Below are 22779 nucleotides of genomic sequence, written 5' to 3' on the forward strand. Positions count from 1 at the left end.
GCCGCGAACTGGACGGAAAGCGGCCGCCAACACCGTGGAACACGGCCGAGAACAGAAGACGGGACACGGGGAGTGCCTTCAGGTGGCCACAGTGGAGCCGACACGTGCCGACGACGCCGATCCGGGCCCGGTAGCCGGCCCGCGAATAGCCGTGCCGCCGGCAGCGGCGGACGACACGGAGCGTAAGCCCGTCGGCCGGCTGCTGCGGGCCGCCGAGCCGCTGCGCAGACGGCTGCTCAGCCACCCGGTGCTGTCGGTCACCGCCCTCGCCGGCATCCTGCACGTCATCTGGCTCTTCACGTTCGCGAACAGCGGCGGGGACCTCGCGGCCCAGGACGCCTGGGCCGAGTTCGTCGGCCGCCACCCCGACTCGGCGTACAACCTCGCCTGGTACGGCGGCATGCACCCGGTGTCGTACAGCGTGGTCTCGCCGTACCTGATGTCGCTGATCGGCGTCCGTACGACGATGATGCTCGCCGGCACGGTCTCGGCCGGGCTGCTGACCCTGCTGCTCATCCGCAGCCGCGCGGTGAAGAACCCCTTGTGGGCGGCGCTCGCCGGGTTGTTCGCGCTGATCTGCAACGCGCTCTCCGGGCGGGTCACCTTCGGGCTCGGCACGATGTTCGCGCTGGCCTCGGTCGGCGCGGTGTTCTGCTGGCCGTACCGCTGGCGGTACAAACGGTGGGCGAAGGCGCTCGTCGCCGCGCCGCTCGCCGCGCTCGCCACCATGGCCTCGCCCGTGGCCGGGCTCTTCGTCGGTCTGGTCGCGGTCGCGCTGTTCCTGCAGAAGCGGCGGCCGGGCGCGTGGGCGCTGGGCCTGGCGCCCGCGGCCGTGGTGGCGGTCTCCGCGTGGCTGTTCCCGTTCTCCGGCACCCAGCCGATGGGCTTCGGCTCGGTGATCATGCCGCTGGCGTACGGCCTGCTCTGCTTCTTCCTGGTGCCGAAGGAGTGGAGGACGGTCCGGCTGACGGCGGCCGTGTACAGCGTCAGCGTGGTGCTGGTGTGGCTGGTCAGCTCGCAGATCGGCTCCAACATCTCGCGGCTGCCGATGCTGTTCGCGGGCGCGACGCTGATCGCGGCCCTGCCGTACACGGTCCCGCGCTCGCGCAAGTACTACGCGGTCGTCCTCGCCTTCCTCGGCTTCTGCGGCTGGATCGGGTTCAAGTCGGTCGACGACATCCTGCACACCACCCCGGCCGCGTCCTGGGCCCGTGAGCTCGCCCCGCTCGTCCACGAGCTCCAGCAGGTCGGCGCCGAGAAGGGCCGCGTCGAGGTGATCCCGGCCCGCTCGCACCGCGAGGCGTCCGCGCTCGCGCCGTACGTCAACCTGGCCCGCGGCTGGAACCGCCAGGCCGACATGGAGCGCAACCCGCTCTTCTACGACGACACCCTCAACTCCGCGAACTACCACGAGTGGCTGCAGCGCTGGGCCGTGCACTTCGTCGTGGTGCCGAAGGACGAGCCGGACGGCGAGGGCGGCGAACGGGAGCGGGCGCTGGTGCGGCGCGGGATGCCGTACCTGAAGCAGATCTGGGGCGACGCCAACTGGCAGCTGTTCCGGGTGACCGACCCGGTGCCGCTCGCCGAGCCGAACGCGTCGGTGGACAGCGCGGAGCAGGGCGAACTGACCATCGAGGTGCGCAAGGCCGGGCGGATCCTGATCCGGATCCCGTACTCGCCGTGGCTGAGCATCGTCGACGCGGACGGCAAGAGCCTGAAGGCACCGCAGGAGACCGAGGCCTCCAAGCACCGGGCCGACGGCGAGCCGAAGACGTACACCAACGTCAACGGCTGCCTGAGGGAGACGCCCGAGGACGCCAAGGGGGACAAGTGGACGATGCTGCTGGCCCCGCGGGCCGGGACGTACCGGCTGGCGTCGCCGTACCAGCTGCCACGGGGCACGCCCTGCCCCGACGAGCTGAAGTGATCAGCGGCGGATGACAGATGACCGGGGGTGGATCGACTATCGGAGTCGATCCACCCTCGGTTGTTACAACCCCGGCGGCCCGAACCGGCCGGCGAGGCGGCCGGTTCGCGTCCCTCCTCTTCCGTACCTGACACATCGTCAGCTAAACCGGACCCATGGCAGACGACACGACGCAAGCAGACGGGACCCGCAGCGACCTGTACGCCGAACTGGCCGCCGTCGGCCCCTACGGAGCCGACCTCGGGCACGCGCTCATCACCATGGTCGAGCCGCACCCCGGCCGGGAGCGCGCGTACAACCGCTGGTACGAGGACGACCACTTCATCGCCGGCGCGATGGCCATGCCGTGGATGTACGCGGGGCGCCGCTGGGTCGCCACCCGGGACCTGCAACTGCTGCGCTACCCCGAGAAGTCCGCCGTGGCACAGCCGGTGACGGCCGGCTGCTACATATCCGTGTACTGGATGACCGCCGGTCGCTACGCCGACCACATGCGATGGACCGTCGGCATCAACAAACGCCTCAACCGCGACCACCGCGTCTTCCAGGACCGTACGCATGTCTTCACGGCCTTCCAGGACCACGCGGCGACGGTCTACCGCGACGGCGACCGGGGCCCGCGCGACATCCACGCCCTCGACCACCCCTACGCCGGTCTCGTCGTCCAGGTCATCGACACCGGCTCCCCCGACAGGCGCGCGGCACTGCTCGCCTGGCTGCGCGACGACCACCTCCCGAAACGGCTGGCGGGCTCCCCGGCGGCCATGGTGACCCTCTTCACGCCGACGCCCCTGCCCCTGGACCGCATGACCTACGTCAAGCAGGTCGAGGGCGTCGGAACCCGGCTGACCCTGCTGTGGTTCCTCGACCACGACCCCCGAGACGGCTGGCGCGAGCACTTCGCGCACCTGGACACGGCGGTGACGGCGTCGGGGCTGGGCGAAGTGCAGTTCGTCGCACCGTTCGTCCCCACGGTGCCCGGGACGGACCGCTACGTGGACGAGTTGCGATGACCTCTCGGGGGCCGGGCCGGTCGACGTCGTGAAGAGATTGTTTAACTGGCAAGAAATTGACGCGCGTTGTCGGCGCTGGCGAGAATGCGGATCGCCTCGCTGTGACCAGAGCGAGTGCAGTGACGCGGGGTCGAGCCACGCCGTCTTCCGTTGGCCTGCGCACACCCCTCACGTACGACCACCTCCCACACCTAGTTTCCGCAAGGGCACACCGTGACGCGCTTCTCACGCTCCAGAACGTCGGCCACCCTCGCCGCGACGGCCTTCCTCGCCGCCGCGCCCCTCGCCGGGGCCACGACCGCGAGCGCCACCACCGCGAGTGACTGCCAGACGGCCACCGTGCAGTACCGCATCGTCGACGCCGACGGAAACCCGGTCGGCGCCGACTGGACCTCCCAGGGCGGCTTCCACCAGTGGGACTCCGCCCCCGGCACGGTCGAGGTGCGTCTCGCCCCCGGGCAGAACGTCGGCGCCGGCTGCACGTACCCGGTGTCGCTGGCCGAGTACACCACCGAGGGCTCCAACTGGTACACCTCCGGGCACCAGACGCTCGTCGACCATGCCACGGTGTACCTCACCGCCGACGACGTCGCGGGCAGCGACGACGCCAAGCGGACCTGGCAGAAGCTGGCCGTGAAGAGCCCCGACTGCTACGGGCAGATCGACCTGTACGGCGACGACGTCGTCTACGACGGCAAGTCGGGGGACGGGCACGGCCCCGCACCCTACGAGCCCGGCAACGTCGTCACCCCGTACCACCTCATAGCCGCCTGGAACGGCGGCGACAAGCCGTGCACCCCCGACCAGCCGGATTCCCCCACGCCCTCCGCGTCGACACCGGCCGGCCAGCCGCCCGCCCCGGAGAGCTCCGCACCGGCCACCCCGACGCCCTCCACTCCCGCGTCCTCCACCCCGCCGGCCTCCTCCTCCACCCCGCCCACCACGTCCCACGTCCCCCCGATGAAGACGCCGCCGCCCACCACCCCGGCGCCCTCCCCCAGCACCAGCACCCCGCCGCTGGCCGAGACCGGCGCCAGTTCCTCGACGCCCCTGATCGCCGGCGGCGCCGCCCTGGTGATCGCGCTCGGCGCCGGCACGCTCTTCGCCACCCGCCGGACCCGCAAGTCCTGACCCTCTTCCAAGGCCACCTGAACATCCGACGGCTCCGCCCCCCAGGGCGGAGCCGTCGCCCGTTACGGCCCCGCCGCCCCGGCCCTCTTCCACCCTCCCGCACCCGGTCCTACTCTGACGATCCGTCAGACACAGGTCAGTGAACGGAGGTCATCGATGTCGCTGCTCACGGGCAAGACCGTCGTCGTCTCGGGAGTCGGCGCCGGGCTCGGGCACCAGATCGCCGCGGCCGTCGTACGGGACGGCGGGAACGCGGTGCTGGGCGCGCGGACCGAGGCGAACCTCGCGAAGAGCGCGGCCGGGATCGATCCGGAGGGCACCAGGACCGCGTACCTGCCCACCGACATCACCGACGAGGGCCGGTGCGAGGCGCTGGCCGCGCTGGCCCGGGAGCGGTTCGGCGGGATCGACGCGGTGGTCCATGTCGCCGCCTGGGACTCCTACTTCGGCGGGGTCGAGGACGCCGACTTCGCGACCTGGGCCTCGGTGATCGACGTGAACCTGCTGGGGACGCTGCGGATGACCCGGGCGTGCCTGCCGGCGCTGAAGGCCGCGGGGGGCGGCTCGGTCGTCTTCATCGGCACCCAGTCCGCCGTCGCCGCGCCCTCGCAGGTGAGGCAGGCCGCGTACGCCGCCTCCAAGGGCGCCCTGACCAGCGCGATGTACTCGCTGGCCCGGGAGCTGGGGCCGCACCGGATCCGGGTCAACACCGTGCTGCCGGGCTGGATGTGGGGGCCGCCGGTGCAGGCGTACGTCCAGTTCACCGCGCACACGGAAGGGGTGCCGGAGGACGAGGTGCTGGGCCGGCTGACCGGGCGGATGGCGCTGCCGGAGCTGGCGACGGACGGGGACGTGGCGGACGCGGCGGTGTTCCTGGCGTCGGACCGGGCGCGGGCCATCACGGGCCAGTCACTGCTGGTCAACGCGGGGGAGCTGATGCACTGAGGGGTGGTTCACGGGTCATCGACCTGTTCATATTCATGAATCAAGGTCAGGAAGGCGAACGATTTTACTACCCCTTGACCTTACGCCCGCTTGTCGTGTCCGCGCAACGGAACCCACGATGAGCGGGCACTTCGCGGCCTGCCCCGTCCCCACTCCGCTTATGCGAAGTGCCAGCCAGCTGAGCGGAGTTCAGTAGGCGGACCCTGGAAGGGGGGCGCATGAACGGGCTCGACTGGGCCGTGCTCATCGGCTACTTCGGTGTGATGGTCGCGATCGGCGTCTGGTCGCACAAACGCGTGGACAACGTCAGCGACTTCTTCACCGCGGGCGGCAAGATGCCCTGGTGGCTGTCCGGCATCTCGCACCACATGTCGGGCTACAGCGCGGTGATGTTCACCGGCTACGCGGGCATCGCCTACACCTACGGCGTGACGTCCTTCGTCACCTGGTCCTTCCCGATCGCGCTCGGCATCGCGATCGGCTCGAAACTCTTCGCCCCGCGCGTCAACCGCCTCCGCTCCCGCCTGCACGTGGCGTCCCCGCTGGAGTACCTGAAGAACCGGTACAACCTCTCCACCCAGCAGGCGCTGGCCTGGTCCGGCATGCTGCTGAAGATCGTGGACGTGGCGGCGAAGTGGGCGGCGATCGCCACCCTGCTGTCCGTGTTCACCGGGGTGACCCTGAACCAGGGCATCCTGATCACCGGCGCGATCACCGCCGTCTACTGCACGATCGGCGGTTTGTGGGCGGACGCGCTCACCGAACTCGGCCAGTTCGTCATCCAGCTCCTGGCCGGCGTCTCGATGTTCGTCGCCGTCGTCCTGAAGCTGAACGACAAGGGCATCGGCTTCTTCGACGCCTGGAACCAGCCGGCCCTGCACGGCCACGGCAAGCCGCTGGTCGGCCCCTACGGCACGGTCTTCCTGCTCGCCTTCCTCTTCATCAAGCTCTTCGAGTACAACGGCGGCATGCTCAACCAGGCCCAGCGCTACATGGCGACGGCCGGCCCGAGGGAGGCCGAGCGCGGCGCCCGCCTGTCCGCCGCCCTCTGGCTGGTCTGGCCGGTCGTCCTGTTCTTCCCGATGTGGATGTCGCCGCTCCTGGTGCACGCCCAGAAGCCGGACGGTTCCGACTCCTACGGCCTGATGACCGAGCAGCTCCTCCCGCACGGCCTGCTGGGCCTGGTGATCGTCGGCTTCTTCTCCCACACGATGGCGATGTGCTCCTCCGACGCCAACGCGATCGCGGCCGTCTTCACCCGTGACGTGGCCCCGGTCGTCTCGCAGCGGGCGCGGGCGTGGAACGAACGCTCGGGCCTGATCGCGGCCCGCGTCACCACGGTCGTCTTCCTCGGCCTGTCCATGACGGTGGCCACCCAGATCAACTCCCCCACCTTCAAGGACATCATCACCGTGGTCATCAAGTGGGTGGCCGGTCTGATGGGCCCGATCGCGATCCCGATGATGCTGGGCCTGCTCCGCCCCTTCCGCCGCTCCGGCCCGACGGCCGCGCTCACCAGCTGGGCGGCGGGCCTGTTCGCCTTCTGGCTGGTCAACTACCCGATCAACTGGAACGTCGACGGCGGCGTCCCGCTCCAGTACCAGGTCTCGGTGCCGCTGGCCGTCTCCCTGGTCCTCTACGTCCTCATCGGCTACCTGAAGCCGGAGGACACCCCGGAACGCCTCGCGATCATCGAGAGCGTGAACACGGACGGCGACAGCACGGCCGCGGCGGTCCCGGTCCCGGCCCAGGCCCCGGCCGGCGGCGGCGACACCCTGGAGTCGCCGGTCACGGACTGACCGACGGCCACCGGCACGTCGAGCACGTGACTCGGCCCGCCCCCCGTGGCGGGCCGAGTCAGCCATGTGTGCGGCCCTGCTCCCCCGGCCGCCTCACTCGTTGTGCAGCGCCTCCGCCACCGTCATCCGTGCCGCGCCCCTCGCCGGGAGGTACGCCCCCAGCACCGCGATCGCGAGGCCGGACAGGGCCGGCAGGGCCAGGACGCCGGCCCGCCAGACGTCCGTCATGGAGGGAGGCAGGACGATGTCCACGGCGTTCGCCATGCGCGGCACCACCAGGTCGTAGCCCGCGATGCCCAGCGGGACCCCGGCCAGGGAGCCGATCACCCCCAGGATCCCCATCGAGGTCACCGTCATCACCGTGACCTGGCGTGGCGTCATGCCGATGGACTTGAGCATGCCCAGGACGCGGCGGCGGTCCCGGGTGTCGAGGACGACCGTGTTGAACACGCCCAGCGCGGCGACCACGGCGAGCATGGCGGTGAGGAGCGTCGCGGAGCCGACGATGGTCTCGGCGCTGCTGTTGGAGCCGCTCACCTCCGGATCGAGGCCGGGGTCCAGGGCGCGGGCCGCCCGTGCGTAGGCGGCCGGGTCGGCGCCGTCGCGGAGCTTCACGTGGTAGGCGATGGGCTTCTCCCCCGCGGCGAGCGCCGTGAACGTGGACCAGTCGCCGACGAGCAACCTGCCGTCGGTCTCCATGGTCTCGCCGACGACGGTCACCCGTTCCCGGCGCTCCCCCTTCACCACCACGAGCCGGTCGCCGACGCGCAGGCCGTGCCGGCGCAGGAACGCCGAGGAGGCCACCACCTCGCCACGGCCGTGGTTCCACCGCCCCGCGGTGAGCACGTCGCCGAGCCGTGGCCGGTCGCCGCGACGGCCCTCGACCATCACCGGCTGCACGGATCCGGCGACGTGCGCCTCGGCGTCCCCCCGCGCGGTGACCTGACCCGCGCCCGGCAACGCGCGCAGCATCGCGTCGAGCCGGCGGTCCCCGTGCTCGGCCGCCACGATCCTGCCGTGACTGACCCGGCTCGCGTACACCGTCACGTCGTAGTCGCGGCCGCTCTCCCCGAACCTGGTCATCGTCGTGGCCAGGCCGGTCGCGAAGGTCACGGTGGCCACCCCCAGGACCACGGCGGCCAGGGTCAGACCGCTGCGCCCCGGCCGGGCGAACGGCAGGCCCGTCCCGAGGCTCACCGACCGGGGCAGCCTGGTGCCGGCCAGCGCGCGCTGGAGGCGCAGCGCCCGCCCGGCGCGCGGGGCGGTGCCCGCGCTGATCGCCCGCGCCGCGGACAGCCGGTGGGCGCGCGCCGCGGGGACGAGCGCGGCGGCCACGCAGAGGGCCGGCATCCCGAGCAGGGCGACCGCGTTCACCCAGGGCGCGATGCCGGCGCTGCGGTGGAGCATCCCGGCGTCGGGTCCCGTGAACACGAACCGGAGGAAGGGCCGCGCGAGGACGTTCCCGGCCAGGGTGCCGAGGGCACAGCCCACGACCGCGGGCACGGAGACCATGGTGAGGTAGACGGCGACCACCTGGCCGGGGGTGAACCCCAGGGCCTTGAGGATCCCGATGTGCCGGAAGCCGGAGATCACCGCGCCGCTCACCACGTTGGCCACGATGAGCACGGCCACGACGACGCCGAGGACGCCGAAGGCCATCAGGTACTGGGCGTAGGCCCGGGCCGTGGCGCCGACCTGCTGTTTGAGGGTGAGGTACGTCTGGGAGGCGGTGAGCGCGTCCCTGGGCAGTGCCGAGGTGACCTTCGACAGCGCGGCGCGGAGCCGGTCCTGCGAGGACGCGTCCGTGAAGCGGAACAGCATCTGGGTGGCCGTCGGCCGCAGCGCCGGCATCTGGGCCGGGGCGACCCAGGCGTCCGCGGTCCGGCTCATCTCGTAGCCGTAGCCGACGACGGTGAGGACCGTGCCCGAGGGCAGCCGGATCCGCTGGCCGAGCGCGGTCCGCCAGTCCGGCTGCCGGTTCAGGACCACCTCACCCGGCCGCGCGGCCCACCGGCCCGCCCACAGGTCCACCCGGTCCACCGGCCCCCCGGGGCCTGACCGGCCCACGACGGTGACCGCGCCCGTGAGTTCCCGGTCGGCCTCCTCCGGCAGGTCCACGGAGGCCTGGGCGAACGGCCCGGCGGCGGCCTCGACCCCGGACCCGCGGGCGGCCTGCCGCACCTGCGCGTCCGACACCTTCGCCGGGTCGAACGCGGCGACGACGTGCGGGCCGTGCTCCTTGGCGAAGGCCCGGTCGAACGGCGCGGAGGCCGAGTCGACCAGCCCCAGCGCGACCACGATCGCCCCGGTCGAGGTCAGCGTCACCAGCCAGATGACGAGGGTCTGCAGCCGGCGCCGGCGTACGGCCGCGCGGGCGGCCGCCCACACCGCCCTCATGCGGACGGCTCCAGGGTGTGCTCGCCGGCCACCCTGCCGTCGGCGAGCAGGACCAGCCGGCTCGCGCAGCGCCGCGCGAGGTGCTCGTCGTGGGTCACCAGGATCAGGGTCTGGCCGATCTGGTTGAGGTCGAGCAGCAGGTCCATCACCTGCTCGCCGGCCCGGCTGTCCAGGGCGCCGGTCGGCTCGTCGGCCAGCAGCAGGGCGGGGCGGTTCATCAACGCGCGTGCCACGGCGACGCGTTGCCGCTCCCCACCGCTGAGCACGGCGGGGTAGGCGTTGCGGCGGTCGGCGATGCCCAGTTCCTCGAAGAGTTCGAGTGCGCGGCGGCGGGCCTGCCGGGCCGGGGACCCGGTCAGCTGCGCGGCCAGCGCCACGTTGTCCAGGGCGGTCAGGTCGTCGACCAGATTGAAGAACTGGAAGATCATGCCGATGCGCCGCCGCCGGTACAGCGCGAGGCCCTTCTCGCTGAGCCTCCCCACGTCCTCACCGTACACGACGACCGTGCCGTCCGTCGGCCGGTCGAGACCGGAAACCATGTTGAGCAGCGTGGACTTGCCGCACCCCGAGGGTCCCATCACGGCGACCGCCTCGCCCGCCCTGATCCGCAGCGACACCCCGTCCAGGGCCGTCGTCCCGCCGTACTCCTTGCGCACGCCGTCGAGTCGTACGACGGCCTCGTCCCCGCTGTCATCAGTGACCATGCACCGGACGCTAGGCCGCAGGGGCAGGCGCGGTCATCCGCCCCCGGGTTGCACCTGGCCGCCCTCTCATCCTGGAGATGCAGGGCCCCCGTCCCACCGGCCGATGCGGCCGCGGCGGCGGTCTGCGAGAGTGAACCCCGTGTCGGAGCAGGGGACTTACGCGCTGGTGGCGGCGCTGGCGGTGGCGGTCGCGGCCGCCGGCCGGCTGACCGTGGCCCTGGTGCGCGCCCGGCGCCGGTGGCAGGCCGTCGTGGGAGAGCGCGGCTGGCTGCTGGAACGGGAGCGCAAGAGCGCCGCGGACGCCGCCGTGGTTGCCGAACGCGACCGCATAGCACGAGAGTTGCACGACATCGTCAGCCACAACGTGAGCCTCATGGTGGTCCAGGCGGGCGCCGCCCGGGAGGTGCTCGGCACGATGCCGGACGAGGCCGCGGCGGCCCTGCGGGCCGTGGAGGACGCGGGACGCGGGGCGATGACCGACCTACGGCACCTGCTGGGGCTGCTGGCGCCGTCCCAGCACGGCACCGACCCGGACTACGACAGCCTGGTCGGACTCGCGGGAAGCGGCGGCGACACCGGCGGCGAAGGAGCCGTCGCCGGACCGACCGGACCGGCACCGCAGCCCGGCCTCGACCGGCTCGGACCGCTGGTGGACCGGATCTCGTTCGCCGGGCTGCCCGTGGAGGTGCGGATCTCCGGCGAGCCGCGCCCGCTGCCCCAGGGCATCGACGTGACCGCGTACCGCATCGTCCAGGAGGCGCTGACCAACGCGCTCCGGCACGGCGAGGACGGCGGCACGGCCCAGGTGACCGTGCGCTACGCGGACCACGCGCTGCGCGTGGAGGTCCTGAACACCGGCCCGAGCGTGCTGACCGGCGCGGGTCCGGCGGGCCCGGCGCGGGCCGTGCCGCGGCGCGGTACCGGCACCGGCCGCGGACTGCTCGGCCTGCGGGAGCGGGTGGCGGTGTACGGCGGGGACCTGGACGCCAGGCGGCGCCTCGGCGGCGGCTACCGGGTCCGGGCCCGCATCCCCCTGGACCGCCCGTGACGGCGGCCGACGGCTCCGGGCCGTCCCCCCGGGTCCTCATCGCCGACGACCAGACCCTGATCCGCACCGGTTTCCGGCTGATCCTCACCGCCCGCGGCATCGAGGTCGTGGGAGAGGCGGCGGACGGCGCGGAGGCGGTGGCGGCGGCCCGCAGGCTCAGGCCGGACGTCGTCCTCATGGACATCCGGATGCCGAACCTGGACGGCCTGGAGGCCACCCGCCTCGTCCTGGACCAGCTCCCGCGGTGCCGGGTTCTGATCCTGACCACGTTCGACCTGGACCGCTACGTGTACACGGCCCTCGCGTCCGGGGCGAGCGGCTTCCTCCTCAAGGACGTCACACCGGAACACCTGGCGGCGGCCGTACGGCTCGTCGGCACGGGCGACGCCCTGCTCGCCCCGTCGATCACCAGGCGCCTGGTGGAGCGCTTCGCCGCCGAGCCCGGCCGTGCCCCCGCCGTGCACGCCGACCTGACCGCGCTGACCCCCCGCGAGCTGGAGGTCCTGACCCTGCTGGGCCGTGGCCTGTCCAACACGGACCTGGCCGCCGAACTCACCCTGAGCGAGGCCACGGTGAAGTCCCACGTGGCCCGGATCTTCGCCAAGCTGGGGCTCCGGGACCGCGCCCAGGCCGTGGTGGTCGCCTACGAGACCGGCTTGGTGCGGGCCGGTGACTCCGGTACCCGAGGAGCCGGTCCCGCCTAGCGCGGATAGCGCGCGAGCCACCCTGGCGACGCGCCCACCGGGCTGTGCAGCGCCGGGCCCTGGGTCATCTCCATCGCGAAGTCGTCGGCGAGTTCGAGGATGGTCTGGCGGCCCTCCAGCTCGGCCACCCAGGCCGGCGGGAGGGCCGTCTCGCCGTGCAGGGCGCCGAGCAGGCCGCCGGTGAGGGCGCCGGCGACGGCGGAGGGCCCGGCCTGGTTGACGGCGAGGCTCAGCCCGTGCCGTACGTCCTCCCCCACGAGCGCGCAGTACACGGCCGCGGCGAGCATCCCGTCCGCCGCCCCGTCCCCGGTCAGCTCCTCGACCCGGCCCGGGGAGGGCATCCCCTGCCGTACGGCACCGAGCGCGTGCTGCAACGCGTCCGAGACGGGCTGGTGCCCCGGCCGGGCGGCGAGCAGGGCGAGGGCCTGCTGGACCGACCCGTCTAGGGACTGGCCGCGCGCCAGTCCGTGCACGATCACCGCGTACGCGCCGGCCGACAGACAGGCGGTCGGATGCCCGTGCGTCTGCGCCGAGCACTCCACGGCCAGCTGTACGACGAGCTGCGGCTCCCAGCCGACCAGCAACCCGAACGGCGCCGACCGCGCGACCGCCTCCGGCCCCATGTCATCGGGGTTCTTCGGCGACTCCAGCGTCCCCATCCGCTCGTCGCCGAGCCCGAGCAGCAGGGACCGGGTCGGCTCCCTGCGCGCGTACAGCCACTCTTCCCTCGCGAGCCACCCGTCCTCCTTCCGCCGCTCGTCCGGCCCCCAGTCCCGCTGGGTGGCCGCCCACCGCAGGTAGGCCCGGTGCAGGTCGGTGGGCGGATGCCAGGCCCCGGTGTCCCTCCGCACCTGGGCTCTTATCAATCCGTCCACGGTGAAGAGGGTGAGCTGCGTGTGATGGGTCACGGCCCCGCGCCGCCCGTACCCGTACCCGAGATCGACCAGCCCCTCGGGACCGTGGGCCGCCCGGATCTCCTCCAGCGTCAGCCCGTCCACCGGCCCGCCGAGCGCGTCCCCCACGGCGGAGCCGAGCAGCGTCCCCCGCACCCGGCTCCGGAAGTCCTGCTGCTCAGCACGCCCCCAGACGGCACCCGACGTCGCACTCACCACCAGGACCTCCTCACGGGCACCGTCCGTACATACGAGCGCTCAGCACTGTAATCGACCGGGAACGGTCCGTTCAGGGGGCAGTTAGGTATGCGAAGTGTGGGTCGTGTGGTCCCGAGTGGTCGACTTTCGGCCAGGTCGGACGGGGAGGGAGCCGTACCAGCTGACGTTGCCCCCTCTCGGTCGAGAGACCTGCCGACCTTCACGGAGTCCTGTCCCAGCGCCGGCTCGGCTGCAAGGCGCTCCACCTCGGCCAGCACTCCGGGTGGCAGGCCTCCGTGACGTACTCGGCACTCGGGTTGTAGTCCCAGGCCCAGTCCGTCACAGCCCGGCCTCCGCCTCAGCCGTCTCCCGGATGGCCTGGATCTCCGTGTTGGCGGCCGCCGGGTCCTGCTCGCCCGCGTCCACGATCCGCTCCAGCTCACGCAGGCGGGCGGCACGTTCCGGATGGCGTTGGACGGCCACGAACACCGCCCCCGAGTGGACGAACGCTCGCAGCGGCGCAAGGCTCTGGGTCTGCTGCGCGTTCGTCGTGGCCTCGAAGAGGTGCTGGGTGAGGGCCGGGATCCGGCTCGGGGCGATCCGCGCGACGGCGGCCCGCAGAGCGTCCGGGGTGAGTTCGGGCATGGGGATCAGCGGTTCGATCGGGCCGTCGGTCTGGGCGCCTCGCCCTTTCTAGGCGACCGCGCCGACCGCGCGGCAGTCGCGGCACGGCCCCGGCTCCGGAGCGCGGAACGCGCGCTCGCAGCCGTCGCAGGTCTGGAGGGGATCCGGTCGGGACGGCGCACCCGCGTCTCTCGGGGTCGGAGCCGGCAGGGACGGCGGCATCCGACTGGCGAGGCGGTGCGCCAGGAAGGCCGCCGGGTGCTTGATCGGATCCTCGGGCAGGTCGGCCGTGAGTGCGCGTACGACCGCGGTGGGCGGCACGCCCCGCTCCAGCCACACGGAGACGGCCGGTGCCAGCCGGTGTACGTCCCGCTCGCTGAGGAGCAGGCGGGAGTCGTACGTGCGGAGCCCGGCAAGCAGGTCAGGGACCTTGCGCGGGGCTCCCTGCACCCGCGTCGGGACGGGAGTCCTCGGCCGGGCGGCAACGGGCTCCGGGGCCCGCGCCGCCTCGACCACCGTGTGCCGCGGCCTGTTGTACGCGACCGTCCGGGTCACGACCTGCCCCGACGGGAGCCGTTCCTTGGTGCGTAGATGGAACCCGTACTTCTCCAGCTCGCGCAGCGCCGCGGCGATCCTGATCTCGCCCTCGGGCAACTGCTCGGCGAGCGCCTTGATGCTGACCGGAGCGCCCTCGGGCAGCGACTGGATGTAGCCCCCGATGCCCCTCGCGGTGGCGGACAGCTCCGGGTGCTGGAGCAACTCATTGCTGATCACGGTGAAGTTGCCGTCGAGGCGTTCCTTCACATGGGTGACACCGGGGTGGGAATGCCGGGTCTTGGCGGCCACGGGCGCGCTAGGCTGCTGGGCAGTCATGGGGAAGGTCTCTTCTTCCTTGATGATCAGGCCCTCGCAGTGGGATGGCAGTCCCGGCGAGGGCCGAAGTATTTCTGGGCTCGTTGCGGCTGACCTTGCACCACAACTGACGGCCCACGCCACTTGAGTTGGGCATATTCACTCCGGCGAGTGATCGCCGGGGACGGCAGGGGAGGGTTGGGTTCTTTCCCCGGTTCTTTGGTCTTTGGCGTCGGGAACGCCCGGGTCACGGGCCGCCACGACCCGGTGCCCCCAGCTCCGCCCACACCACCTTGCAACCGGCCGGCGCCTCGTCCACGCCCCAACGGTCGGCGCACCCCGCCACGATCAGCAGGCCCCGCCCCGACTCCGCGTCGCCGGACACCGGATCGTGGAGGCGCGGGACGCGGTCGCCCCGGGCGTCGGTCACCTCGATGCGGAGCGTGCGGTCGGCGTACAGCCGCAGCCCCAGCCGGAAGTCCCGCCCCGCCACGCGCCCGTGCAGCACCGCGTTCGACGCCAGTTCGGCCACGACCTGCGTCGCCGCCTCCGCGAACGGTGACCCCCAGTCGTCGAGTTGACGTTCGGTGAGCAGCCGCGCCAGTCGGGCACCTCTTCGAGTGGCGGACAGCTGAACCGTGAAGTGGTGCGTCGGGGCGAGGACTTCCGGGTGGGATTTCTGGTTCATGTCACCCAGCGTGGTCGCCCGTTCCTACCCTGAACAGCAACGACCCCGGCACAGAGCGTGACTGTACGGGTGCCGGCCGGGGCCGTACGGGTCGTACGCCGGAAGGGGCGGGTGTGCAGGACGAGGAGGCCGAGGCCGTACTCAGGGCGGTCGGGCGGCAGATCAAGGTGTGGCGGGAGGCCGCCGGGCTCCGGCAGGGCGAACTCGGCGCCGCCATCGGCTACAGCGAGGAGATGGTGTCGGCGGTGGAGCGGGGCCGGCGCATCCCCAAGCCGGACTTCCTGGAGAAGGCCGACGAGGTGCTGGGGGCGGGCGGGAAGCTCGCGTTCATGAAGGAGGACGTGGAGCGGGCTCGGTATCCGAAGAAGGTTCGGGATCTGGCGAAGTTGGAGGAGGAGGCCGTCGAGATGGGGGCTTACGCCAGCCATTACGTCCATGGCCTGCTGCAAACACCGGACTACGCAAGAGCGTTGTACGTGATGCGTCGCCCCTCGTACACCGAGGAGGAGATCGATCAATACGTCGCGGCCCGCATGGCACGGAAGGCCGTCTTCGAACGCGTGCCCCTGGTGGCCCTCACGTTTGTCCTGGAAGAGGTGACACTGCATCGGCCGATCGGCGGGAGACTGGTCAGGCGGAGGCAGCTTGAACACCTGCTGCAGATGGGCGCGTTGCGGCACGTTGAGATCCAGGTCATGCCCACGGATCGTGAGGACCACGCGGGCATGGGCGGCCCGATTCGCCTGCTGAAACTACGGGACGGCAAGACCATGGCCCATGAGGAAGGACAGTCCTACAACCGCCTGGTCAGTGATCCCAGGGAAGTACAGCCGCTTGAGATGCGCTATGGGATCATCCGGTCCCAGGCTCTCCCGCCGCGGGAGTCACTCGCCTTCATCGAGAAAGTGCTGGGGGAAGAAGAGACATGAACGCCCTGGAGTGGTTCAAGAGCAGCTACAGCAGCAATGAGGGCCCCGACTGCGTCGAGGTCGCCATATCCCCCGCAACCGCCACCACCGTCCACGTCCGCGACTCCAAGGACAAGGACGGGGCGCGGCTCACCTTCGGCGACGCCTCGTGGGCCGACTTCCTGGCGTTCGCCCGGCGTTGAGCGCGGTCCGCGGAGCGGCTGGTATGACTGGTGCATGCAGGAAGAGACCGCACAATCCGCGATCGACACGTTCATCTCCGCCTTCAACGCCTCGGACGACAGTTATGTGACCGCCCTGCTCTCCCAGGCCCTGACCTCGGACGTGGTCTTCTGGGGGCCGCTCGGCCGCAGTGAGGGGATCGAGGCGGTCGAGCGGTTCGTGCTGGACATCCGGCGCCACCCGGCCGGGACCGGCACGATGGTGCGCTGCTCGGCGGTGGACATGCCCGACGAGTGGGCCCGGTACCAGTGGGTCTTCACCACGCCGGACGGCGGCCCCCGCCTGGCCGGAACGGACGTCGTCCACCTGCGGCGGAGCCTCATCGACCAGGTCATCGTCTTCGCGGGGGAGATCGGCTCCGCCTCCTGAGCCGTCGCGGCCGGTCTTGCCACGGAAGGGCGGGGTCGCCGGGGAGGCGGTGTTCACCTACCGGTACAGCCGAGCGTCCCTCAGCGCAGTCGGCGTACGCGCAGTACCAGGTCGTCCGTGTGGTGGGCGCCTGCGCCGCCGTCGGGTGCCGTGCGGGGGCGCTGTTCGTGCACCTCTGCCGCCCAGTCGTCGTCGAGGAGGTCGACGACCGTCGAGGGCCACACGTAGTCAGCCGGGTCGAAGTCGCCGTCGTGTGCCTGCCGGGTCTCCATCCCCGCGTGGTGCACGACCAGCAGGATGCCGCCGGGCGCGACGGCGGCGAGCAGCGCCCGCTCCGCCGCGGCGTCGGGGGTGCGCAGCAGGGCCGGGTACTGCGCCGACACCAGATCGAAGGAGGCCGGCGGGATCATCGCGTCGGTCAGCGTGGCGTGCACCCAGTCAATGGTGAGGCCGGCGTCCCACGCGTGGCCTGCCGCCCGCTCCAGTGCCACGCCGGAGACCTCGAGCGCGGTCACGGCCCAGCCGTGCCGCGCGAGCCAGATGGCGTCCGCGCCCTCGCCGCAGCCCACGTCGAGGACCCGGCCGGGGGTGAGCCCGGCGACCTCGGTCACGAGCGCACCGTTGGGGCGGCCGCTCCACAACTGCTGCCGTTCCGAGTACCGGTTGTCCCATTCCGCCCGCACCTCGGGGTCCCCGAGGTATCCGTCGGCAGGCCCGGGGATGCCGGACGCGGGTGATTCTTCGGCGATGTCGTTGTCGGCCACGGGCCCACCGTCGCCCAGCCGGTTCCCGGTCCGCCACTTCTGTTGCCGGTCCGGCAAAACGGCGGCCTGTCGGCGCCGCATCCGCGCGCCGACGTGTCTACCGGTGCGTGCTCAGGCCGTCGAGGATGAGCCCGAGCATGCGGGGGGCGCGGTCCTCAGGGGTGGACGCGGCGCGCCAGAGAGCTCCGGTGAGCTGGAGGAAATCGGCGGGGTCGGCGTCCTGGCGGATGGTGCCGTCCTTCTTGCCGGCGTCCAGGAGCTGGGTGAGGGCCGCGATGACGGGGCCGTAGCTCTCCTCGGCGATCGCCTGGTGCGCCCCGGCACTGAGGGCGTCCCCCAGGCCGTGCTTCTTGCGCATGGCTTCGACGAGGTCGGTCGTCCAGTGGCGCAGCGCCTCCAGGGGCGGCAGCTCGGCCAGCAGGTCCGGCACGGTGCCGGTGATGCGTGCCACCTCGTCCTGGTAGACGGCCAGCACCAGGGCCTCGCGGGTGGGGAAGTTGCGGTACAGCGTGCCCGCCCCGACTCCGGCGCGCTGGGCCACCTGGTTCATCGAGGCGTTGCCGTCCTCGCCGAACGCCTCGCGGGCGGCCGCGAGGATGCGTGCCCGGTTCTCGCGAGCGTCTGAACGGACCACGGGACCTCACCTTGCTAAGTGGAGAACTCTCCACTACGTTATTCGGAGAGCTCTCCACTTACTTTAGAGGGGCGTCATGCACTACATCAAGCTCGGCACCACAGGCCTTGACGTGTCACCGATCGCGATCGGCGCGATGACCTACGGCGAGCCCGACCGCGGGCACCCCGTCTGGTCGAAGGGCGAGCAGGAGGCCCGGCCGCTCGTCCGGCACGCGGTGGAGGCGGGGATCAACTTCTTCGACACCGCGAACATGTACTCCAACGGTTCCAGCGAGGAGATCCTCGGCCGTGCGCTGAAGGACTACGCCGACCGCGACGCCGTCGTCATCGCCACGAAGCTGCGCCACCCGATGCGCCTCGGGCCGAACGGACGGGGACTGTCACGCAAGGCGATCATGACGGAGGTCGACCACTCCCTGCGCCGCCTGGGAACGGACTACATCGACCTCTACCAGATCCACCGCAACGACCACTCCACCCCCTGGGAGGAGACGCTCGAAGCGCTCAACGACCTCGTGAAGGCCGGCAAGGTCCGCTACCTCGGCGCCTCGTCCATGCACGCATGGGAGTTCGCGAAGGCCCTGCACCTGCAGAAGCAGAACGGCTGGGCGCGCTTCGTGTCGATGCAGAACCACTACAACCTCCTCGCCCGCGAGGAGGAGCGCGAAATGATCCCGCTGTGCCTGGACGAGGGTGTCGGCACGGTCGTCTGGTCGCCCCTGGCGCGCGGACGCCTGGCCCGCGCCTGGGACGACGCCCGTGCCACGGCACGCGCCGAGACGGACGGAGCGTTCGCGGACCTGCTCTACTCGCCCGAGCAGGAGGCATCCAACAAGGCGATCGCCGACGCGGTCGGGCAGGTGGCGGACGCGCGCGGCGTCACCCGTGCGCAGGTCGCACTCGCCTGGCTGCGACGTCAGCCGGTCGTCACCGCACCGCTGGTCGGCGCCGGCTCGATCCGGCAGATCGACGAGGCGGTGGCCTCCCTGGACGTCGGGCTCACCGACGACGAGGTACGCGCCCTGGAGGCTCCGTACACGCCGCGGTACGACTGGCAGGGTGTCTCGGACGAAGCCGAGATGGAGGCCATCCGCCGACGCGTCCCCGGAATGGCCCTGTCATGAAGCCCGTGGCGCCCGTGGCGCCCATGGAGCCCATCGTCCGCTCCGGCGCTGCCGCCCACGCCGGAGCCCTCCTCGGAAGCGGCCTGGCCGCTTCCGCTCCGCGTCGTCAGGCGACGCGCCCGCTGCCCCCTTTCGATGCGCACGTCGCGCGCTGAGGAGACCCAGATGTCACAGGTACTGGTCACCGGAGGAACAGGATTCATCGGCAGCTGGTGCGTCCTGACCCTGCTCGAAGCCGGACACACCGTACGCACCACGGTCCGCGACCTGCGGCGTGAACCGGCACTGCGCTCCTGGCTCCACGCGGCCGGCCCGTTCGACGACGACCGCCTCACGGTCGTACGCGCCGACCTCGAACACCCCGAGGACTGGGACGCCGCCGTCGCCGACTGCGACCACGTCCTGCACGTCGCCTCCCCGACCCTGCGTCACACCCCGGCGAACGACGACGACCTGGTCGTCCCGGCACGGGAAGGCGTCGTACGCGTGCTGCGCGCCGCCCGCGACGCCAAAGTCCGCCGGGTCGTCCTCACCAGCGCCTTCGGCGCCATCGGGATCGGGCACCCTCCTCGCTCTACCCCGTTCACCGAGGAGGACTGGACCGACCTCGACAGCGACATCCCGCCCTACCAGCGCTCCAAGACGCTGGCCGAGCGCGCCGCCTGGCAGTTCGTCGAAGAGGAGGGCGATGGTCTGGAGATGACAGCGGTGCATCCCGTGGGCGTCCTCGGCCCCCTGCTCGGCCCGGACGACCCGCCTTCCCTGCGCCTGGTGCGCAGAATGCTCGAGGGACGGGTTCCGGCGTGCCCGCCCTTCGGAATGGGCTACGTGGATGTGCGCGACGTCGCCGACCTGCACGTGCGCGCGATGACCGATCCGGCGGCCGCCGGCGAGCGCTTCCTCGCCGTCGCCGGGCACAGCCTGCGCGTCGTCGAGATAGCCCGCATTCTGCGTGACCGCCTGGGTGAGCGCGCGGCGAAGGCCCCGACCCGCGAACTGCCCGTCCGGCTCACCCGCGCGCTGGGTGTCGTGAACCCGGAACTGCGACTGCTCAGGCACCAGCTCGGCCGCGATCTCGACGCCACGAGCGCCAAGGCCGAGCGACTCCTGGGATGGCGGGCCCGTCCGATCGAGGACACCATCGCCGAGACCGCCGAGAGTCTCCTCGCACACGGCATCGGCCGATGACCGGGACGGCGGCGCGCTTCCCCACGTTCACTGGGTGATGCGGTGCCGGATCGCGGCCCGGTGTTCCAGGGCCCAGGGGTAGTCGGGTTGCAGCGCGAGGGCCCGGTCCAGGTCGGCGAGGCCCTCTTCGTGGCGGCCCAGGCTGGACAGGGAGACGCCACGGCTGGCGTAGGCGTACGCATACCCGGGGTCGAGTTCGAGGGCGCGGTCGTAGTCGGCCAGGGCCTCCTCGTCGCGGCCGGTGACGCGCAGCGCGTCGCCGCGTTCGCAGCGGCCCCAGGCCCAGTCGGGCTGCAGGGCGAGGGCGCGGTCCAGGTCGGCGAGGCGGCGGGCCGGGTCGCCCAGGCCGCGCCAGACGCGGGAGCGGCGGGCGAGGGCCCAGGCGTAGTCCGGCTTGAGTCCCAGCGCGCGCTCGAAGTCGGCGAGGGCCGTGTCGAGGTCGCCGTGGCGTTCGTGGGCGGCGCCGCGGGAGGCCCAGGCGAACTCGCTGGTGGGGTCGCGCCGGATGCCCTCGGTCAGGTCGGCGACCGCTTCGTCGTGGTGGCGGGCCAGCCGGTGGTGCTCGCCGCGCAGAATGACGTTCCACGGGTTGTCCGGCTCCAGTTCGAGCACCCGGTCGAGGTCGGCGAGCGCGCCCTCGTAGTCGCCGGTCGCGCCCCGGGTGACGGCCCGGCCGCGGTGGGCCCGGACCAGGGCGGGGTCCAGGGCGAGCGCGTGCTCGTACTCCTCCAGGGCCCGCTCGGGCGCGCCGTCGCGGGCGAGCGCGTCGGCCCGCAGCGCCCAGGCCGTGGCCCGCCACGGCTCGTCGCCCCGGGCACGGCCGAGCAGCAGCCCGAGCAGTCCGGCGAGCCCGCCACCGGCGAGCGCCCCGGAGAGATCGTCGCCCCAGGCCCGTACTGCCTCGGCGGCCGAGTCCTCGCCCGCCTCGGCCAGCAGCCGCACCCAGGGCCGTACGGCGTCGTCGCCGTAGCCGCAGGCGGTGACCACATCGGCCAGGGCCCCGGCGAGCGCGGCGCGGGGCCGCGCGCACAGCAGGTGGTACGACTCGCCGAGCCGCAGGTCCCGCCACCCGGCGTCCGCCCACAGTTCGTCGGGCCGCAGGCCGGTCCCGGCCTCGGCGCGCCGCCTGCCGTACGCCTCGGCGAGCCGGGTGTGCCGCTCGGTCCAGCCCTGGGGCGAGCGCAGTCGCTGGAGCCGGAGCATCGGCGCCCGTACGACGTCGTGGTACTGCAGCAGGCCGCCGCGCTCGCTGACGAACGGCATGCCCCTCAGCCAGGCGAAGAGCGCGTCCGCCTGCTCCTCCGGGCAGTCCACGGCGGAGCGGAAGACGTCCTCGTCGAGCCGCCGGGGCAGCGCGCCCGCCAGCGCCGCCGCCCTGCGCACCGGGTCCCGCTCCCACTTCAGAAACCGGTCGACGGCCGTGGCGCTCGGGTCGCCGACGTCCCCGGCGCCGACGGGCCCGGACTCGGCCAGGGTGGAGACCAGCACCGGAAGGCCGCCCGTCAGCCGCAGCACCTCGGTGACCACCGGTTCGTCCCGCACCCCCTTGTCGGCGAGCAGCCCGCGGGCCTCCTCCTCCGTGAACGGCCCGAGCGGCAGGTCCGTCCTGAAGTCCGCGAAGCTGCCCCAGCGGGCCGTGTCGAACGGGTGCTGGCCGGAGGTGACCACGACGACGTTGGCGGGCAGCGCGCCATGGCGGTCGGTGGTCATCACGTCGTGCAGCCAGGGGTCGAGGAACGGGCCGGTGCGCTCATAGGTGTCGAGGAGCAGGACGATCCAGGGCACGCCGTCGGCCGCGGCGGCCAGCTCCGTGAGCAGTACGGGGGTGAGGACCCGCTCGGGGGACAACACCAGCTGGGCGTCCTCCTGGCTGCGGAAGCGGGCCCGGAGCCGGTCGGCGCCCTGGGCCAGGCGGTCCGTGTCCAGGGCGGCGGCGAAGGCACCGGCCACCGGCACCATCCCCAGTCCCACCTGGGCCGCCCGGGCCACCGCGAGGCTCCCCGCCGAGGGCCCCTCCCGCTCCTCCGGCCCGACCGTCGCCAGGGCGGTCTCCGCCTCGTGCCGGCGCTCCCGGTGCGCGGCGAGCAGCCGCTCCAGCTCCTTGAACCGCCGCCCCTGGGCCGCGAACTGACGGGCCATCACCGCCAACGCCTCGGCCACGCCGGCCACACCCTCGTCGACGTACGCGGTCAGCGCCCCGGCCTCCCGGGCGATCTGCTCCAACTCCCGTACCAGCCGGGTCTTCCCGACGCCCGCGTCACCGTGCACATGGAACAGGAACCGGTGCCGCTCGTCCTCGGGCGGCAGCGAGAGGTTGCGCCGGAACGCGGCCCGCTCCTCGGCCCGCCCGACGAACCCGGCCCTCCGGCGCCGCCCGATCAGCTCCTGCATCGACGGCCGTGTCGACCCCATCCACGCCTCCCCCGCAGTCGGCCCACGACGAGTCTGGCAGAGACCCCCCTGCGCCCGGACGGAGCCGCCGGATCGACGGCTCGACGGGTGCCGATCACTGGCCGGTTTTGGTCTCTTGCCCGGGGCCTGTGGTGACTCCTATTTTTTTGAGCGACCGCTCAAACACTGGGAAAAGCGCCTCCCTCCTGGACATCTTCGAACGAAAGAAGAAG

The 22779-nt window shown here is 72.3% G+C and carries 21 protein-coding genes; 12 read left to right on the plus strand and 9 right to left on the minus strand.

Annotated features, from left to right (window positions below; genetic code table 11):
• Positions 1–82: 82 nt before the first annotated feature.
• From ACFY0K_RS15230 to ACFY0K_RS15250, 5 genes are all read left to right on the plus strand, one after another.
• Positions 83–1927, plus strand: coding sequence for an MFS transporter (locus ACFY0K_RS15230; protein ID WP_390640216.1), 1845 nt, complete (start codon positions 83–85; stop codon positions 1925–1927).
• Between the two features lie 155 nt (positions 1928–2082).
• Positions 2083–2940: a hypothetical protein gene (locus ACFY0K_RS15235; RefSeq protein ID WP_390640217.1), complete on the plus strand. Its 858-nt coding sequence runs from the start codon at positions 2083–2085 to the stop codon at positions 2938–2940.
• Positions 2941–3153: 213 nt separating this feature from the next.
• Positions 3154–4071 carry an LAETG motif-containing sortase-dependent surface protein gene (locus tag ACFY0K_RS15240; RefSeq protein ID WP_390640218.1) on the plus strand — a complete coding sequence of 306 codons (918 nt, stop codon included), beginning with the start codon at positions 3154–3156 and terminating at the stop codon, positions 4069–4071.
• Positions 4072–4227: 156 nt separating this feature from the next.
• A complete protein-coding gene (locus tag ACFY0K_RS15245) occupies positions 4228–5016 on the plus strand; it encodes an SDR family oxidoreductase (protein WP_390640219.1) in 789 nt (262 codons plus the stop codon).
• A 218-nt stretch (positions 5017–5234) separates the two neighbouring features.
• Positions 5235–6815, plus strand: coding sequence for a sodium:solute symporter family protein (locus tag ACFY0K_RS15250; RefSeq protein WP_390640220.1), 1581 nt, complete (start codon positions 5235–5237; stop codon positions 6813–6815).
• Between the two features lie 93 nt (positions 6816–6908).
• On the opposite strand, the gene ACFY0K_RS15255 is transcribed toward ACFY0K_RS15250, so the two are convergent.
• Both ACFY0K_RS15255 and ACFY0K_RS15260 read right to left on the minus strand, forming a co-directional pair.
• Positions 6909–9212, minus strand: a complete 2304-nt coding sequence (locus ACFY0K_RS15255; RefSeq protein WP_390640221.1) for an FtsX-like permease family protein — start codon at positions 9210–9212, stop codon at positions 6909–6911.
• The gene (locus ACFY0K_RS15260; protein WP_390640222.1) at positions 9209–9916 is read right to left on the minus strand and encodes an ABC transporter ATP-binding protein; all 708 of its coding nucleotides are present in this window, start codon (positions 9914–9916) and stop codon (positions 9209–9211) included. Before ACFY0K_RS15260 ends, ACFY0K_RS15255 begins: the two co-directional genes overlap by 4 nt.
• A gap of 139 nt (positions 9917–10055) precedes the next feature.
• Here ACFY0K_RS15260 and ACFY0K_RS15265 point away from each other — a divergent pair, with 139 nt between their 5' ends.
• Together ACFY0K_RS15265 and ACFY0K_RS15270 are read left to right on the plus strand one after the other, a co-directional pair.
• Positions 10056–10964 (plus strand): sensor histidine kinase, encoded by a 909-nt coding sequence (locus tag ACFY0K_RS15265; RefSeq protein WP_390640223.1) that lies wholly within the window; start codon positions 10056–10058, stop codon positions 10962–10964.
• Entirely contained in the window at positions 10961–11668 is a 708-nt protein-coding gene (locus tag ACFY0K_RS15270; protein ID WP_390640224.1) for a response regulator, read from the plus strand. The genes ACFY0K_RS15265 and ACFY0K_RS15270 overlap by 4 nt, the downstream gene beginning before the upstream one ends.
• Here ACFY0K_RS15270 and ACFY0K_RS15275 read toward each other — a convergent pair.
• The 4 genes from ACFY0K_RS15275 to ACFY0K_RS15290 all read right to left on the minus strand — a co-directional run bounded on the left by ACFY0K_RS15275 (position 11665) and on the right by ACFY0K_RS15290 (position 14923).
• Positions 11665–12777: an ADP-ribosylglycohydrolase family protein gene (locus tag ACFY0K_RS15275; protein WP_390640225.1), complete on the minus strand. Its 1113-nt coding sequence runs from the start codon at positions 12775–12777 to the stop codon at positions 11665–11667. The two genes, ACFY0K_RS15270 and ACFY0K_RS15275, sit on opposite strands and share 4 nt — an antisense overlap.
• Before the next feature lie 321 nt (positions 12778–13098).
• Complete coding sequence (locus ACFY0K_RS15280; protein ID WP_390640226.1) at positions 13099–13404, minus strand: hypothetical protein; 306 nt, start codon at positions 13402–13404, stop codon at positions 13099–13101.
• Positions 13405–13452: 48 nt separating this feature from the next.
• Positions 13453–14256 carry a helix-turn-helix domain-containing protein gene (locus ACFY0K_RS15285; RefSeq protein WP_390640227.1) on the minus strand — a complete coding sequence of 268 codons (804 nt, stop codon included), beginning with the start codon at positions 14254–14256 and terminating at the stop codon, positions 13453–13455.
• Positions 14257–14482: 226 nt separating this feature from the next.
• Complete coding sequence (locus tag ACFY0K_RS15290; RefSeq protein ID WP_390640228.1) at positions 14483–14923, minus strand: ATP-binding protein; 441 nt, start codon at positions 14921–14923, stop codon at positions 14483–14485.
• A gap of 113 nt (positions 14924–15036) precedes the next feature.
• Here ACFY0K_RS15290 and ACFY0K_RS15295 point away from each other — a divergent pair, with 113 nt between their 5' ends.
• Genes ACFY0K_RS15295 through ACFY0K_RS15305 form a run of 3 tightly spaced genes read left to right on the plus strand, consistent with a single transcriptional unit; the run spans position 15037 to position 16443 of the window.
• Positions 15037–15852, plus strand: coding sequence for a helix-turn-helix transcriptional regulator (locus ACFY0K_RS15295; protein WP_352356947.1), 816 nt, complete (start codon positions 15037–15039; stop codon positions 15850–15852).
• Positions 15849–16034, plus strand: coding sequence for a DUF397 domain-containing protein (locus ACFY0K_RS15300; protein ID WP_390640229.1), 186 nt, complete (start codon positions 15849–15851; stop codon positions 16032–16034). Before ACFY0K_RS15295 ends, ACFY0K_RS15300 begins: the two co-directional genes overlap by 4 nt.
• Positions 16035–16068: 34 nt before the next feature.
• A complete protein-coding gene (locus ACFY0K_RS15305) occupies positions 16069–16443 on the plus strand; it encodes a nuclear transport factor 2 family protein (protein ID WP_351484064.1) in 375 nt (124 codons plus the stop codon).
• 80 nt (positions 16444–16523) lie between these two features.
• Here the strand turns inward: ACFY0K_RS15305 and ACFY0K_RS15310 are convergent, their stop codons facing one another.
• Both ACFY0K_RS15310 and ACFY0K_RS15315 read right to left on the minus strand, forming a co-directional pair.
• Positions 16524–17207, minus strand: a complete 684-nt coding sequence (locus ACFY0K_RS15310) for a class I SAM-dependent methyltransferase (protein WP_390640230.1) — start codon at positions 17205–17207, stop codon at positions 16524–16526.
• Positions 17208–17304: 97 nt separating this feature from the next.
• Positions 17305–17841 (minus strand): TetR/AcrR family transcriptional regulator, encoded by a 537-nt coding sequence (locus tag ACFY0K_RS15315; RefSeq protein WP_390640231.1) that lies wholly within the window; start codon positions 17839–17841, stop codon positions 17305–17307.
• 76 nt (positions 17842–17917) lie between these two features.
• On the opposite strand from ACFY0K_RS15315, the gene ACFY0K_RS15320 reads away from it, so the two are divergent.
• Positions 17918–18967, plus strand: coding sequence for an aldo/keto reductase (locus tag ACFY0K_RS15320; RefSeq protein ID WP_390640232.1), 1050 nt, complete (start codon positions 17918–17920; stop codon positions 18965–18967).
• Positions 18968–19132: 165 nt separating this feature from the next.
• The gene (locus tag ACFY0K_RS15325) at positions 19133–20155 is read left to right on the plus strand and encodes an SDR family oxidoreductase (protein ID WP_390640233.1); all 1023 of its coding nucleotides are present in this window, start codon (positions 19133–19135) and stop codon (positions 20153–20155) included.
• A 27-nt stretch (positions 20156–20182) separates the two neighbouring features.
• Here ACFY0K_RS15325 and ACFY0K_RS15330 read toward each other — a convergent pair whose 3' ends face one another.
• Positions 20183–22567, minus strand: coding sequence for a tetratricopeptide repeat protein (locus ACFY0K_RS15330; RefSeq protein WP_390640234.1), 2385 nt, complete (start codon positions 22565–22567; stop codon positions 20183–20185).
• Positions 22568–22779 lie beyond the last annotated feature (212 nt).

The sequence above is a fragment of the Streptomyces sp. NPDC001507 genome, assembly GCF_042894765.1.
In the GTDB taxonomy this organism is placed as follows: Bacteria; Actinomycetota; Actinomycetes; order Streptomycetales; family Streptomycetaceae; genus Streptomyces.